16 protein-coding genes are annotated in these 13892 nt (G+C 63.3%); 10 read left to right on the forward strand and 6 right to left on the reverse strand.

The features are described from left to right. Nucleotides 1–192 precede the first annotated feature (192 nt). On the reverse strand, nucleotides 193–1083 hold the full coding sequence (locus D0T21_RS30680) for an ArgP/LysG family DNA-binding transcriptional regulator (protein ID WP_116993851.1): 891 nt from the start codon (nucleotides 1081–1083) through the stop codon (nucleotides 193–195). A 145-nt stretch (nucleotides 1084–1228) separates the two neighbouring features. Here D0T21_RS30680 and D0T21_RS30685 point away from each other — a divergent pair, with 145 nt between their 5' ends. Both D0T21_RS30685 and D0T21_RS30690 read left to right on the forward strand, forming a co-directional pair. Beyond that, nucleotides 1229–2671 (forward strand): dihydrolipoyl dehydrogenase, encoded by a 1443-nt coding sequence (locus D0T21_RS30685; RefSeq protein ID WP_116993850.1) that lies wholly within the window; start codon nucleotides 1229–1231, stop codon nucleotides 2669–2671. Between the two features lie 71 nt (nucleotides 2672–2742). Then, the gene (locus tag D0T21_RS30690; protein WP_229211706.1) at nucleotides 2743–3879 is read left to right on the forward strand and encodes an HD-GYP domain-containing protein; all 1137 of its coding nucleotides are present in this window, start codon (nucleotides 2743–2745) and stop codon (nucleotides 3877–3879) included. A gap of 7 nt (nucleotides 3880–3886) precedes the next feature. Here D0T21_RS30690 and D0T21_RS30695 read toward each other — a convergent pair whose 3' ends face one another. Next, entirely contained in the window at nucleotides 3887–4369 is a 483-nt protein-coding gene (locus tag D0T21_RS30695; RefSeq protein ID WP_116993849.1) for an SRPBCC family protein, read from the reverse strand. A gap of 82 nt (nucleotides 4370–4451) precedes the next feature. Beyond that, nucleotides 4452–5360 (reverse strand): LysR family transcriptional regulator, encoded by a 909-nt coding sequence (locus tag D0T21_RS30700; RefSeq protein WP_116993848.1) that lies wholly within the window; start codon nucleotides 5358–5360, stop codon nucleotides 4452–4454. 101 nt (nucleotides 5361–5461) lie between these two features. Here D0T21_RS30700 and D0T21_RS30705 point away from each other — a divergent pair, with 101 nt between their 5' ends. The 4 genes from D0T21_RS30705 to D0T21_RS30720 all read left to right on the forward strand — a co-directional run bounded on the left by D0T21_RS30705 (nucleotide 5462) and on the right by D0T21_RS30720 (nucleotide 9349). Further along, a complete protein-coding gene (locus tag D0T21_RS30705; RefSeq protein WP_116993847.1) occupies nucleotides 5462–6454 on the forward strand; it encodes a zinc-binding alcohol dehydrogenase family protein in 993 nt (330 codons plus the stop codon). Between the two features lie 52 nt (nucleotides 6455–6506). Continuing rightward, complete coding sequence (locus tag D0T21_RS30710) at nucleotides 6507–8567, forward strand: UvrD-helicase domain-containing protein (protein WP_116993846.1); 2061 nt, start codon at nucleotides 6507–6509, stop codon at nucleotides 8565–8567. Nucleotides 8568–8631: 64 nt separating this feature from the next. Next, the gene (locus D0T21_RS30715) at nucleotides 8632–9087 is read left to right on the forward strand and encodes a cache domain-containing protein (protein ID WP_116993845.1); all 456 of its coding nucleotides are present in this window, start codon (nucleotides 8632–8634) and stop codon (nucleotides 9085–9087) included. Between the two features lie 46 nt (nucleotides 9088–9133). Further along, a complete protein-coding gene (locus D0T21_RS30720) occupies nucleotides 9134–9349 on the forward strand; it encodes a SlyX family protein (protein ID WP_020703788.1) in 216 nt (71 codons plus the stop codon). Here the strand turns inward: D0T21_RS30720 and D0T21_RS30725 are convergent, their stop codons facing one another. After that, nucleotides 9350–9817 (reverse strand): heme-degrading domain-containing protein, encoded by a 468-nt coding sequence (locus D0T21_RS30725; protein ID WP_116993844.1) that lies wholly within the window; start codon nucleotides 9815–9817, stop codon nucleotides 9350–9352. A gap of 36 nt (nucleotides 9818–9853) precedes the next feature. Further along, nucleotides 9854–11488 (reverse strand): TonB family protein, encoded by a 1635-nt coding sequence (locus tag D0T21_RS30730; RefSeq protein WP_116993843.1) that lies wholly within the window; start codon nucleotides 11486–11488, stop codon nucleotides 9854–9856. Between the two features lie 158 nt (nucleotides 11489–11646). On the opposite strand from D0T21_RS30730, the gene D0T21_RS30735 reads away from it, so the two are divergent. After that, nucleotides 11647–12093, forward strand: a complete 447-nt coding sequence (locus D0T21_RS30735) for an SRPBCC family protein (RefSeq protein WP_116993842.1) — start codon at nucleotides 11647–11649, stop codon at nucleotides 12091–12093. A 19-nt stretch (nucleotides 12094–12112) separates the two neighbouring features. Continuing rightward, nucleotides 12113–12595 (forward strand): hypothetical protein, encoded by a 483-nt coding sequence (locus tag D0T21_RS30740; protein WP_116993841.1) that lies wholly within the window; start codon nucleotides 12113–12115, stop codon nucleotides 12593–12595. A gap of 44 nt (nucleotides 12596–12639) precedes the next feature. Here the strand turns inward: D0T21_RS30740 and D0T21_RS30745 are convergent, their stop codons facing one another. After that, complete coding sequence (locus D0T21_RS30745) at nucleotides 12640–12954, reverse strand: hypothetical protein (RefSeq protein ID WP_116993840.1); 315 nt, start codon at nucleotides 12952–12954, stop codon at nucleotides 12640–12642. A 207-nt stretch (nucleotides 12955–13161) separates the two neighbouring features. Between D0T21_RS30745 and D0T21_RS30750 the strand changes: the two genes are divergently transcribed. Both D0T21_RS30750 and D0T21_RS30755 read left to right on the forward strand, forming a co-directional pair. After that, nucleotides 13162–13398, forward strand: a complete 237-nt coding sequence (locus D0T21_RS30750) for a type II toxin-antitoxin system Phd/YefM family antitoxin (protein ID WP_116993839.1) — start codon at nucleotides 13162–13164, stop codon at nucleotides 13396–13398. After that, on the forward strand, nucleotides 13398–13823 hold the full coding sequence (locus tag D0T21_RS30755) for a type II toxin-antitoxin system VapC family toxin (protein ID WP_116993838.1): 426 nt from the start codon (nucleotides 13398–13400) through the stop codon (nucleotides 13821–13823). The genes D0T21_RS30750 and D0T21_RS30755 overlap by 1 nt, the downstream gene beginning before the upstream one ends. Nucleotides 13824–13892 lie beyond the last annotated feature (69 nt).

Here is a 13892-nt window from a genome sequence, read left to right on the forward strand (position 1 = left end):
CTTATCTGACCCACGTGCTCCACGGCACTAAGTCTCATCAGCGTCACTCCGCCTGACCGCACCTACCTCCTTATTATCCGATGGAGATGCGGTACGCTCAATATACGAAGTCTGACATTCGGACACGAGCTCATGCATCGGGAGCGATTACGGCTGAATCCGTGTCCGAATGTCAGACTTGACCCCCATGGTTTAGAGCAAGAAACGCTGGGCGGTGGCGACGATCTGCTCGGTCAGCGCGCGGGTGAACGGCGTGTCGAGGTTCCATGCATGCCAGTTCAGCTCCACGTCGATGTGGTGGCCGGGCGCCAAGTCGACCAGGCGCTCGCTGGCCAGCGCGCCGGACACCTGGATCTGCGGCATCAGGCCGTACGCCAGGCTGCCATAGATGCACTCGGCGGTGGCGGCCGACTGCGGCATGGTGTGGTGCGGATACGGGCCGTTCAGCTCCAGCACCGTGTGCAGGAAGCCGGTCATCATGTCCTGGTCGCTGACCACGGCGGGCGCCAGCCGCACCGCATCCAGCGAGAATCCGTCGCCAAACCAGTGGCCGGCAAACGCCGGCGTGGCCACGCACACGTAGCGCATCTTGCCCAGCGGCGTGACGTCCGGCCCGTTGGCGTGCTGGTCCGGGTGCTCCTGGGCCACGGCGATGCTGCCGAACACGCTGCCTTCCTGCACCAGGTGCAGCGCCATCTTCTGGTCGGCCAGTTGCACCTTCAGCTGGCAGCGCGGCGGCGATAGCAAGGGCTGCAAACTCATGGGGAACCAGGTCGCCAGGCTGGCCGCATCGACCGCCAGCGCGATCTCCGGCATGCTCACCTTGTGACCCAGATCAATGTCGAGCGACGCTTCCATCAGCCTGACGTTGCGATGGTGCGACACCAGCCGCTGGCCCAGGCCGGTCGGCACTGCCGGCTGGCCGCGCACGATCAGCAGGCGCCCGGCGGCGTCTTCCAGCGCCTTGATGCGTTGCGAAACGGCGGATTGGCTGATGCCCAGCGCCAAAGCGGCTTTTTCGAAGCTGCCCTGGCTGGCAACGGCGTCCAGCACGGCCAGTGCCCGGTAGTCGAGTGATCCCATAAGCTGCACTTATATAAATTGGAAACGATAAGTGATACTAATACTCTTTTGCTTTTAAGTAAAACTCGATTACACGTATCGTGCGCGGTAAGCTTGCCTTTTTGGCCGGATATGCCGTTCAGCCAAACGGTGTAGACTCTGAAAAATGAAAACGCTACGCACCGAAGTCGCCGTCATCGGCGCCGGCACCGCCGGCATGACCGCCTACCGCGCCGCCACCACCGGCGGCAAGAAAACCCTGCTGATCGAATCCAACGTCTACGGCACCACCTGCGCCCGCGTGGGCTGCATGCCGAGCAAACTGCTGATCGCGGCGGCCGAGGCGGCCCATGCGCTGCACGCGGCTCCGGCCTTCGGCGTGCATCCGGGCCAGGTCCGCATCGACGGCAAGGCCGTGATGGCGCGCGTGCGCAGCGAACGGGACCGGTTTGTCGGCTTCGTCGTCGAGAGCGTCGACGGCTATCCGGCCGAGGACAAGATCCGCGGCCATGCACGCTTTCTCAGCGCGACCCAGCTGCAAATCGACGAACACACGCTGATCGAGGCGGAGCGCTTCGTCATCGCCACCGGCTCCACGCCCATCGTGCCGGACGAGTGGCGCGCGGCCGGCCCGCGCGTGATCACCAGCGACGACGTGTTTTACTGGGACGACCTGCCGGCGTCGATCGCCGTGGCCGGCACCGGCGTCATCGGCCTGGAGCTGGGCCAGGCGCTGGCGCGGCTGGGCGTGCGGGTGACCGTGTTCGGCCGTGGCGGCAGCGTCGCCCAGCTCAGCGATCCGGACGTGTTGGACGTGGCGCGCCGCGCCATGGCCGATGAGCTCGACGTGCGCTTCAAAACCAAGGTGGTCCGGGTCGTGCCGGAGGGCGACGGCCTGGCCGTCACCAGCGAGGACGGCGACGGCGTGCAGCGCACCGAGCAGTTCAGCTACCTGCTGTCGGCGATCGGCCGGCGCCCGAATGTGCACAAGCTGGGACTGGAGAACACCGGGCTGGAGCGCGATCATCACGGCATTCCGCTGTACGACCAGCAAACCATGCAATGCGGCGCCAGCGCCATCTTCATCGCCGGCGACGCCGACAACGAACGGCCGCAGCTGCCGGAAGCGGCCGACCAGGGCCGCATCGCCGGCGACAACGCGGCGCGCTATCCGGCCGTGCAACCTGGCCTGCGCCGCACTCCGCTGACGATCGCCTTCACCGAGCCGCAGATCGCGACCCTGGGCGCCAGCTACGAAGAGTTGTGCGCGTCATACGCCGGCCGCTTCTCGGTCGGCAAGGTGTCGTTTGAAAACCAGGGCCGCAGCCGCGTGATGTTGCAAAACAAGGGCATGCTGCGGGTGTACGCCGAGCACGCCACCGGCCGCTTCCTGGGCGCCGAGATGATCGGTCCCCGTGCCGAGCACATCGGCCACCTGCTGTCCTGGGCTTGCCAGGCCGGGCTGACCGTCAGCGCCATGCTGGACATGCCCTTCTATCACCCGGTGGTGGAGGAAGGCGTGCGCACCGCCCTGCGCGACCTGGCGCACCAGCTGGCCACCGCCCCGGCGCACGACTGCGGCTGCATCGACTGCACCCCCGCACCCTAAAATACAACAATCTCACACATTCTCACCGAAACACCGTATGCTGCTGGCTCGATAGTTTTTTATCAACGGCAATGAAGATACGTAAAGTCACGGCAGCCGATCTGAAGCTGGGCATGCTGATACCGTGGAATGTGTACGGCGAAAACGGCGCCCTGCTGGTCCGCAAGGGGCATATGATCGCCAGCGCCAACCAGATCGATTACCTGGTCGAGCGCGGTTCGTTCGAGGACCACAGCGGGCAGCATGAAGCCCCCCGCGAACCGGACTCGGCGCTGCGCAAGCTCAACGCCGCCAGCCTGGAGCTGCACGCACTGTTGCAAGCCGTGTCGCAGCGCGCCGCGCCGCCGGATCTGCGCCGCCGCCTGGACGATGTGGCGCTGCTGGTCACCGATGCCGTGGCCGTCAATGCCGACGTGGCCGTTGCCACCATCCTGCACAACCAGCGCGCCGCGCCCTACGCGGTGCGTCATTGCATCGATACCGCCGTCGTTGCGCAGTTGCTGGCCAAGGCGAAGCAGCTGTCGCCGGAAGAGACCGCGAGCCTGACGCTGGCCGCGTTGACGATGAACGTCGCCATGCTGGAGCAACACCAGCGCATGCAGGACAGCCGCCTCGAACTCAGCGCAGCCGATCGCGCCGTGGTGCAAGCCCATCCCGAAGCCGGCGTGCAACTGCTGCGCCTGGCCGGCATCGCCGACCAGGCCTGGTTGGACTGCATCCTGCATCACCATGAAAACGAAGACGGCAGCGGCTATCCGCTGCGCAAGTCGGGCGCGCAGATTCCGCCGCTGGCGCGCTTGCTGGCGCTGGCCGACCGCTATTGCGCCCGCGTGGCCGAGCGCGCCTGGCGCAAGACCATGACCCCGCACGCCGCCCTGCGCGACCTGCTGCTGGAATCGAACGTGACGGTGGATGGCAACCTGGCCGCGCTGCTGATACGCGAGCTGGGCATTTATCCCATCGGCACCTATGTGCGCTTGATTAATGGCGAGATCGGCGTGGTGTCGCGCCGCGGCCTGCAATCGACCACGCCGCATGTGGAATCGGTGATCGGCCCGCGCGGCGCGCCGCTGGAGGTGTTCCTGCAACGCGATACGCGCGCCGAGCTGCACGGCATCCGCGAGGTGCTGAGCCATGCACAGCTGGCCACGCTGCAGGCGCCACCGCTGCGCATGGAGCAGGTGTGGGGCCGCAGCGCCGCCGTTTAGGCGAGTACTAGTTCAGCATCGCATCCAGCCGGCCTTGCTGCGCCAGGTCGCGCAGCACGCGGATGGTGTCGATATCCGACTCCTGGTAGGCCGAGCGGCGGAAATCGTCGTACATCGCGTTGGCGGCGTCGGTCGCCGCGTCGTGGCCGTCGTCGTACTGGAAGCGCACGTACAGCGTATCGGCGGTCGGCGTTTCGATGGTCATCGTCAGGCTGGACTGGCTGATGTCCTGCTGCGCCGCCACTTCGTAGCGCACCTGGCGCATCGGCTCCAGCACCACGCGGTCTTCGATGACCAGCTTGCCGTAGGTCAGGCGGCGGCGGAAGCCGTTCTCGACGCGCTCGTCGATGACGCACTCGTCCAGGTGCGGCACGAACAGCTTCGGCGATTCGGCGCGCAGCACCAGGCCGCTCCACAGCTGCTTGAGGCTCAGGGCATCGATCAGCGGATTCAGCGGGTCGTTAATTTCAATTAAATGTTCGAATTTCATAGGGAAACCATGTCTAGGGCAGGCGCGTACGCGCCTCATCCCCGCATGGTAACGCAAATGCCGCCATCGCTACTGCGCCTGCTCAGGCGATGCCGACATCCCAGTAGGGTTCCGGCCCGAAACGCCGGCTGAAGAAGTCGATGAAGGCCTGGCTCTTGGGCGGCAGGAAACGGCGGTTCAGGTAGACGGCGGAAATCACCGAATCGGTGGTCTGGTAGCCCGGCAACACCCGTACCAGGGCGCCGCTGCGCAGCTGGTCGGCCACCAGCCAGGTCGACGACAGGCCGATGCCCAGCCCGGCGATGGCGGCGTCGCGCAGCGCCTCGCCGTTGTCGCTGCGAAAGCGGCCGCCGACGCGCAGCAGCAGCTCGCTGCCGTCGCGCTCGAGCAGCCGCCACGGGTTCATCGCTTGCAGCACCAGGCATTCGTGCTGCAACAGGTCGGCCGGCTGCCGCGGCACGCCGCGCCGGCGCAGGTAGTCGGGCGAGGCGCACAACACCAGCTTGCTCGGCGCCAGCGGCCGCGCCACCAGCGCCGAATCGCGCAGCGGGCCGATGCGGATGGCGACGTCGATGCCGTCCGCCGCCAGGTCGTGGGCGCTGTCGGACAGGCGCAGGTCCAGCTGCACGCCGGGATGTTCCTCCAGGAACTGCGCCACCTCCGGCACGATGTACAGCCGCCCGAACGTCACCGAGGCCGCCACCCGCAGCAAGCCCTGTGCCTGGGCGTTGCCGTGGCCGACCGCCGTCGAGGCCTGCTCGGCCGCATCCAGCAGTGCCACGGCGCGTTCCAGGAACACTTCGCCGTCCTGCGTCACGGTGATCTGGCGCGTGGTCCGGTGCAGCAGGCGCGCGCCCAGCTGCTTTTCCAGCTGCGCCATGCGGGTGCTGGACGCAGCCGGCGACAGGCCGAATTCGCGCCCGGCGGCGGACAGGTTGCGGGTCGCGCATACCCGCACAAACAGCGCCACGTCGGTCAGGTCCAGAGCCATTTTATTGATTTGATGAAGAATGATTTCATCATTATGCCAATTATCAAAGTAAATGCGGCGATTCATACTGCGTCCATCAAAACTTTTATCTGGAGCAAACCATGAAAGCCATCGCCGTCACCAACACCGCCCTGCAAGATGTGGAAATCGCCGTCCCTGTCGCCACCGGCCACGATCTGCTGGTCAAGATCGAAGCCGTCTCCGTCAATCCGGTCGACACCAAGGTGCGCGCCGGCGAAGCGGCCGACGCCGCCCCGCGCGTGCTGGGCTGGGACGCCGCCGGCACCGTGACCGCCGTCGGCCCGGACGTGACCCTGTTCAAGGTGGGCGACGCCGTCTACTACGCCGGCAGCATCGTCCGCCCCGGCGCCAACAGCGAATTCCACCTGGTCGATGAGCGCATCGTCGGCCGCAAGCCGGCCAGCCTGGACTTCAACCACGCCGCCGCCCTGCCGCTGACCTCGATCACGGCATGGGAAGCATTGTTCGACCGCCTGGCGATTCGCCGCGACGGCGCCGACGCCGGCAAGCGCGTGCTGGTGATCGGCGGCGCCGGCGGCGTCGGCTCGATCGCGATCCAGCTGGCCAAGCAGCTGTCCGGCCTGACGGTGATTGCCACCGCCTCGCGTCCCGAATCGGCCAAGTGGGTGCGCGAGCTGGGCGCCGACCACGTGATCGACCACAACGGCGACATGGCGGCGCAACTGCTGGCGCTGGAGATCGCCAGCGTCGACTACGTGCTGTGCCTGAGCGACACCGATCCGCATTTCGACGCCATCGCGCAAGTGATCGCGCCGCAGGGCAAGGTGGTCAGCATCGTCCACAACACGGCGCCGCTGGACATGGACAAGCTGTTCGCCAAGAGCGTGACCTGGGTGTGGGAAATGATGTTCACCCGCTCGATGTTCGGCACGCCGGACATGATCGAACAGCACAAGCTGCTGGACGAAGTGGCGGCATTGATCGACGCCGGCAAGCTGAAGACCACGCTGGGCGAGGTCTACGGCAAGATCAGCGCCGCCAACCTGCGCCGCGCGCACGAGGCGCTGGAAAGCCGCCGCACCATCGGCAAGATCGTGTTGTCGGGCTTCTGACCGGCCGGGGGCTGTACAATGGCTGGCTGTTCCCTAGCCAGATCGTTGCCTGATGTCCAAAGCCCCCCAATTCGGTCTTAATGTCCCGCAAAGCGAGGCCGTCATGTACCTGGACGGCCCTTGCCTGGTGCTGGCCGGCGCGGGCTCGGGCAAGACGCGCGTGATCACCCAGAAGATCGCCCACCTGATCGAGGACCGCGGCTACGATCCGCGCACCATCGCCGCGCTGACCTTCACCAACAAGGCCGCGCTGGAGATGCAGGAGCGTATCGCCAAGCTGCTCAAGCAGCCTCGGCAGGCGAAGCAGTTGACGGTCTCGACCTTCCACTCGCTGGGCGTCAAGATCCTGCGCCAGGAAGCCAACGGCGTCGGCCTCAAGGACCGCTTCTCCATCATGGACAGCGACGATTGCGGCTCGCTGATCCAGGACATGGCGATCACCACCGACAAGCAGGTGGTGCGGCGCATCCAGACCGATATTTCGCTGTGGAAGAACGGCCTGGTCGATCCGGCGATCGCGCTGCACAACGCCAAGGACGAGGACGAGGCGCAATCGGCGCGCATCTACGCCAGCTACGTGGCGACGCTGTCGGCCTACCAGGCGGTGGACTTCGACGACCTGATCCGCCTGCCGGTGGAACTGTTCCGCAGCAACGAGCCGGTGCGCGACAAGTGGCAGCGTCGCCTGCGCTACCTGCTGATGGACGAATACCAGGACACCAACACCTGCCAGTACGAGCTGGTCAAGCTGCTGGTGACGGGCATCGGCAAGAAGCCGATGTTCACCGCCGTGGGCGACGACGACCAGGCGATCTACGCCTGGCGCGGCGCGTCGGTGGAAAACCTGAAGACGCTGCAAACCGACTTCCCCGACCTGCAGGTGATCAAGCTGGAGCAGAACTACCGCTCCACCACCCGCATCCTGCAAGCGGCCAATGCGGTGATCGGCAACAATCCCAAGCTGTTCGAGAAATCGCTGTGGTCCGAGCACGGGTTGGGCGAACCGATCAACGTGCTGGGCATGGCCAACGACGACCAGGAAGCCGAGCAGGTGGCGATCATGATTTCGGCCGACCATTTCCAGCGCAAGAACAAGTGGTCCGACTACGCCATCCTGTATCGCGGCAACCACCAGGCCCGCATCATCGAACAGACGCTGCGCAAGGAGCGCATCCCGTACACGATCTCCGGCGGCCAGAGCTTCTTCGACAAGGCCGAGATCAAGGACATCATCAGCTACCTGCGTCTGCTGGCCAACACCGACGACGATCCGGCCTTCATCCGCGCCGTGACCACGCCGCGGCGCGGCGTCGGCCAGTCGACGCTGGAGACGCTGGGCACCTTCTCAGGTCAATGGCAGTGCTCGCTGTTCGAGGCGGTGTTCAAGGGGGGCATCGAAGGTCTGTTGAATGATCGCCAGTTGCTGCCGTTGCGCGACTTCTGCAACTTCATCAACAACCTGGAGGCGCGCGCCAGCCGGCCCGGTCCGAGCGGCAGCGGCGACAACGCGGCCCAGGTGCTGGACGACTTGCTGGAAGCGATCAACTACGAATCCTTCCTCTACGATATGTTCGACGAGCGCGCCGCGCAGGCCAGGTGGCAGAACGTGCTGGAGTTCACCAACTGGCTCAAGGAGCGCGGCCGTGGCGGCAAGGACCGCGACAGCGAAGAGAAAAACGTGCTGGAGCTGACGCAGATGGTGGCGCTGATGTCCATGCTTGAAGGCCAGGACGAAGACCCGGATGCGGTGCGCATGTCGACCCTGCACGCGTCGAAGGGACTGGAGTATCCGCATGTGTTCCTGGTCGGCGTCGAGGAAGGCATCCTGCCGCACAAGGGCGATCCCGACGCGCCCGCCGAGACCATTGCCGCCCGCGTGCAGGAAGAGCGGCGCCTGATGTACGTCGGCATCACGCGCGCGCAACGCACGCTGCAGATCACCTGGTGCAAGAAGCGCAAGCGCGCGGGCGAGCAGGTGCATTGCGATCCGTCGCGCTTCATCAAGGAGATGGAGCTCGACGTCGGCAACGCCGTGCCGGCCGAGTCCGAAGTGTTGACGCCGAAGGAGCGGCTGGCACGGATGAAGGAACTATTAACCACACCGAAGACGTAATCGAACAGGCCTTGTGCTAGCATCGGCATGTGCCAATCTGGCGCGATTTCACCGGAGGTGACACTTGCGTACCCAGCTCATTGCGTCTGTCGTTCTTGCCTGCGCGCTGTTGCCCGCCGCCCGCGCCGCCGACATTGCCACCAAGGCCGAAGCGGAGGCGATGGTGCATAAAGCCTTGAAGTTCCTGAAGTCCAACGGCAAGGACAAAACCTACGGCGAGATCAACAAGAGGGACGGCCAGTTCACCGACCGCGACCTGTACCTGACCGTGTACGGCCTGGACGGCGTGGTGCGCGCGCACGGCGCCAACGCCAAGATGATCGGCAAGAACCTGATGGAAATTAAGGACGTCGACGGCAAGGCCTTCGTCAAGGAACGCGTCGAGCTGGCGAAGAAAAAGCAGCCGTTCTGGCAGGACTACAAGTTCACCAATCCGACCAGCGGCCAGATCGAACCGAAGTCCATGTACTGCATGCCGGAAGACGACATGGTGGTCTGTGGCGGGGTCTACCTTAAGTAAGGCCACTAAGGCGGTAGAATGCGTGCTTTCCAGCAGGGAGTATGCCGTGAGCACCAACGAAGACCGCTTTATCGATATTGAAATCAAACTGGCGCACCAGGAGCACATCGTGGAGTCGCTGAACCAGCGCGTCTACGAGCAACAGCAGCAGATCGACAAGCTCGAGCAGATGTGCGCGGCGCTGGTGCAGCATGTGCGCGACCAGGCGCAAGGCGGCGGAGGCGGCGGCGCGTTGGCGCACGAACCGCCACCGCATTACTGATTACGCCAGCACAGCGCGCAGCGCTTCCACCACGATCGCATGGTCTTCCGCCTGGCGCAGGCCGGAGACGGTGGCCGTGCCGATCAGTCCGACATTCTTGACCACCACCGGAAAGGAACCGCCGTAGGGCGCGTACTCTTTCGGGTCCAGGTACTTCACCTCCTCGAACGCCACGCCGCGATTTTTATAATCGGTGCCAATGTGGAAGGAGCAGCGGCCGAAGCGCGTCACCACATTGCTCTTGCGGCGTATCCAGTCGGCCTGGTCGGGCGTCGCGCCCTGCATCGCGTGGTGGAACAGCACCTTGCCGTTGACCGTCACGTTGACGGTGACGCTCTTGTCGCGTTGCCTGGCCAGCTCGACCACCTTCAGGCCCAGCGCCAGCGCGGTGTCGCTGGTGAAGGCGGTGAATTGCAATTCCTTTTCCTGCTGCGCCAGGGTTTCCAGCAGCTCGACATAATTTTCCATCGTTGATCCTTTTCCGGTACAAGACGGCAGTGTAGCCTAGCGGAAGTTGAAGCGCGGAGCGGCTGCCTGCTGCTCGGCCTTGGCCTGCCACTCGCTGGCCAGCGCGGCATTTGCCTTCAGGCCCAGTTCGCCGTTTGTGTAAGCGGTGGCGAGGCGGCGCATGGCGGCCTCAAAGTTCAGATCAGCTGAACGCTGGTACATGGCGGCGGCGGTCGCCGCGTTTTGCGGAACGCCTTGCCCGGCTTCGTACAGCGCCGCCAGGCGATACAGGCCATCCTTATTGTTCTGATCAACGGCGCTTTGATACAGCGAAACGGCCTTGTTCAGGTCTTTCTCTATGCCCAGTCCGTGCTGGTATAGGCCGCCCAGCGCTGCTTGCGCATTGCCATTCCCATGTCCCGCCGCGCGTATGTACCACTCGCGTGCGGCCGCATAGTCCTGCGTAACGCCGCGACCTATTTCGTAAGCATAGCCCAGGTTGTTTTCGGCGGCTGCGTTACCGCCCTTGGCAGCGGTGCGTTGCCATTGCACGCCTTCGGAAGGATTGGCGGCGACGCCGTGCATCCCGTGGGCCAGCACCAGTCCCAGTCGGATTTGCGAGCTGATATCTTCGTCGGCCGCAGCCAGACGCAGGTAGCGTATGCCTTCCTCATCGTTTTGGGAAACGCCCTTGCCACTCAGGTACATCGTCGCCAGATCGCGTTCGGCGACGGGACTGCGTTTTGCGGCTGCCAGCTTCAGCCATTGGAGCGCCTGTGGCAGATCCTCGGGAACGCCTTTGCCGGACAGGTAGCACTGACCCAGGGCAGCCTCACCCTTGGTGTTGCCACCTTCGGCTGCCTTGCGAAACCATTTTGCGGCCTCAGCCAGATTGATCGGGACGCCGAATCCATCTGAATGCAGCAGGCCGATATTGAATTCCGCCCGGTGGTCGCCTTGCGTCGCTGACTTCAGATACCAGATCATCGCTTCGGCATAGTTTTGTGTGACACCTTTGGCTTGCACATAACGGTAGCCGAGTTCAGTCTGTCCGTTTGCATTGCCCGCTTCTGCGGTTTTGCGATACCAAGCCGCGGCTTCGGCCTGGTCCCTCGGCGCATTTCTTCCGGTGGACAGCCGATTGGCCAGCTCGAACTGGGCGTCCACCAGGCTCTTGTCGAGCGTGGTACGGAACTGCTTCAGGGCGGTCGCTTGATTGGCTGCGCCGTTGCTGTAGGCCTTGGCCAGCAGGTACAGCGCCTCGGGATCTCCGGCCAGCGCGGCATCCCGGTATTGGTTCACTGCCGACTGATCGACTCGTATCTTAGAGTCGTCCCCCAGGTCCCAGACATACTGCATCTGCTGCCAGGCACTGACGGGTTTGCTGTCAACGGTACCCGGCTTGAAGTGGCACAGACGCAGGCCGGTCACGGCCGCATCGTCGAGCAGCGGGAAGCCGCTGGAGCGGGTCACTTTGGCGTCGGCGACGCTGCCGTCGGCGGCGATCAGGAAGGCCAGCGTGACGGTACCGGATTGTTCATTGCGCAGCGCTTCCCTCGGCCAGCCAGGCTTGGCGCAGCTACGGAAATCGGCGATGGCTGGTTTAAGCGATTCTGCCGCGCCGGTGGACAGCGAAATAGTGACGCCTAGCGCCGCAGCCAGCAGCCGCCAAGTGGAAAAAGTCTGGCCCATGGCGTATCCTTAATGTTTCAAATTTGAAAATTGGCAGGATAGGCGGTAATTGCACGTTTGTCTATGATCAGAAGGATAGGCGTGGCGTGTCGAATTCACGGACCGTCGTTCGTCGTAGATTATAGAGGGATGTCCTCTCACTCACAGGAGATACGATCATGACTACGAATACTGTACAACTGCAACGGGTACTGAAGGCCAAGGCGGAGCGCGTCTACCGCGCCTTCCTGGATGCCGACGCGCTGGCCAAATGGCTGCCGCCGCACGGCTTCACCGGCAAGGTGCATGCGCTGGACGCCAGGGTGGGCGGCGGCTACCGCATGTCGTTCACCAACTTCACCACCGGCGGCGGCCATCACTTCGGCGGTGAATACCTGGAGCTGGTGCCGAACCAGCGCCTGGTCTACACCGGCAAGTTCGACGATCCCAACCTGCCCGGCGTGATGCAGACCACCGTGACGCTGCGCGAAGTGTTCTGCGGCGTGGAGCTGAAGGTGGTGCAGGAAGGCATACCGGCGATGATCCCGACGGAAGCCTGCTATCTGGGCTGGCAGGAATCACTGGTGCTGTTGGCGCAGTTGGTGGAACCTGAGATACGCGAGTAAATTTAGAGGACGGAAAAAAGTGGAGATATTCGCCGGACGACGTGCTGTCGGACGCTGGTTTAAAAATTTTCTGGCGCTGGTGGGCTTGTTGGCCTTGCTGGCAGGCGCGGCGCGTTTTTTGCTGGGCTACTTCGGAGACCAGCCCTTCCAAACGAAGGAGATGCGCTCGCCTGATGGCAGGTACAAGGCGGTGCTGCTCAACGAGAGTGGCGGCGGCGGCCCTTCTTCCTATTGCATCGATACGGTCGTGGTCATACCTGCCGACGTGAAGGTTGATGCGCGCGAGGATGCCCAGGTGGTCTATGTGGGTGGTTGCGGGAGCCTCCGTGATCCGGCGACCAATAATCTGCGCAACGGCCCGGATGTCAAATGGCTCGCAAGCAATCGCCTGGAGATCCGTTTTCCGCAAGAGAGCGTGGGCGGCGTCGCGGCGATGCGCCTGAAGCAGTATGCCGTCCAGGGCACTGTGACCATCACCTACCGCATCGACAGCAGCTATTGATTGTTGGGTTCTCGGCCCTTGTGCAGTTTAATGCAGCAAGCGCACTAGAGCAGACCGTAGATTTTGACGATCAAGCTCATCGTGCCAAGGGCCGTGGTCAGGCAGATGCTAAGCAGAATGCGAAAGTCCGTGGTGCGTATCTTCAGCAGTTGCTCGTGCACGCGAGCAAACTCGGCATTCATGCGAGCGAAGCCCATATCCACACGAACAAAGCCGCCGTCCGTGCGAACGAAGTCGGCCCTCATTCCTTCCTGTAGCCGTGATATGGCCTGGCCTTGGTAGTGGATCGCCGTCTCTAAACGGGCAACACGCTCTGCGATGCTGTGATGTTCCTGCAGGGGCTGATGCTTGCCATTCATGATTGACTCCTCGAGGGCATCTACCACTGTACGCCAGCACGCACGTGCAGCATAGCGTGCACGATTGATGTAGGTCCCAACGGCACCGCGATCTCGGCAGTGCCCCTTCTGGGCTTTGTGGGCAGACGATATTCTACTGTTGGTCGGGATGATAAGTTCCATGAGGTGCTATGATTTAGTGACCATCCAGATAGTCAGGAGGTTCCCATGTACACGTTTTCTTTGGCTGAAGCGAAAGCGCAGTTGAGCAGGCTGATCGAGTTAGTGGAAGGGGGAGAGCAGGTGACGATCACCAAGCGAGGAAAAGCGGTCGTCAAGATCGTGAAGAGCGATCTACCCCGGCAGCATGTCCCAAGCTTGACCGAACACCGGGCTGGCATTCGTTATTTGGGCGAGCCTTCAGCCGAATTTATACGCAAGATGCGCGACTCGGATCGTTTCTGATGCGGTATATCGACACCAGTGTCTTGATGGCTTTCCTGCTTCCAGAATCCGGCAGTCAACTCGCTGAACGGTTGATGACCAGTCCTGGCGACGCCTTGGCATTTAGCAGCTGGACGGAAGTGGAGTTGCTGTCTGCCTTGGGCATTCAGATTCGGCGCAAGCTGATCACGCGACGTGGAGCAAGGAAGGCAGTCGATGCCTTTGCGAACCTTGTGGCGCCAGTCCTGGTCAGGCTTGCAGTCGATGACAACGACCATCGCATGGCGACACATATGCTGGATGGATGGCAGACCGGTCTTCGCGCAGGCGATGCATTGCATTTGGCACTGGTCCAAGAATACCAAGCCGAATTATGGACCTTTGATCGAACCATGGCGAAGGCTGCTTCGCATTTTGGCCTTCGATGCCAGCTTCTGCGTAGTTAACAGGCTGGCCAAGCGAGAAGGAAAATTGGGCCTATGCGAACAGGCGCGCCAGAGAAGGAACTGAAGCTG

The organism is Duganella sp. BJB476 (assembly GCF_003416895.1).
In the GTDB taxonomy this organism is placed as follows: Bacteria; Pseudomonadota; Gammaproteobacteria; order Burkholderiales; family Burkholderiaceae_D; genus Rugamonas.

Bases quoted from the DNA above. Each gene is read 5' to 3' on its own strand.
- D0T21_RS30725 (WP_116993844.1), bottom strand. From the start codon at position 9,817: ATGGAAAATTATGTCGAGCTGCTGGAAACCCTGGCGCAGCAGGAAAAG.
- D0T21_RS30755 (WP_116993838.1), top strand. From the start codon at position 13,398: ATGCGGTATATCGACACCAGTGTCTTGATGGCTTTCCTGCTTCCAGAA.
- D0T21_RS30690 (WP_229211706.1), top strand. From the start codon at position 2,743: ATGAAGATACGTAAAGTCACGGCAGCCGATCTGAAGCTGGGCATGCTG.
- D0T21_RS30685 (WP_116993850.1), top strand. From the start codon at position 1,229: ATGAAAACGCTACGCACCGAAGTCGCCGTCATCGGCGCCGGCACCGCC.
- D0T21_RS30730 (WP_116993843.1), bottom strand. From the start codon at position 11,488: ATGGGCCAGACTTTTTCCACTTGGCGGCTGCTGGCTGCGGCGCTAGGC.
- D0T21_RS30705 (WP_116993847.1), top strand. From the start codon at position 5,462: ATGAAAGCCATCGCCGTCACCAACACCGCCCTGCAAGATGTGGAAATC.
- D0T21_RS30710 (WP_116993846.1), top strand. From the start codon at position 6,507: ATGTCCAAAGCCCCCCAATTCGGTCTTAATGTCCCGCAAAGCGAGGCC.
- D0T21_RS30750 (WP_116993839.1), top strand. From the start codon at position 13,162: ATGTACACGTTTTCTTTGGCTGAAGCGAAAGCGCAGTTGAGCAGGCTG.
- D0T21_RS30695 (WP_116993849.1), bottom strand. From the start codon at position 4,369: ATGAAATTCGAACATTTAATTGAAATTAACGACCCGCTGAATCCGCTG.
- D0T21_RS30745 (WP_116993840.1), bottom strand. From the start codon at position 12,954: ATGAATGGCAAGCATCAGCCCCTGCAGGAACATCACAGCATCGCAGAG.
- D0T21_RS30735 (WP_116993842.1), top strand. From the start codon at position 11,647: ATGACTACGAATACTGTACAACTGCAACGGGTACTGAAGGCCAAGGCG.
- D0T21_RS30680 (WP_116993851.1), bottom strand. From the start codon at position 1,083: ATGGGATCACTCGACTACCGGGCACTGGCCGTGCTGGACGCCGTTGCC.
- D0T21_RS30700 (WP_116993848.1), bottom strand. From the start codon at position 5,360: ATGGCTCTGGACCTGACCGACGTGGCGCTGTTTGTGCGGGTATGCGCG.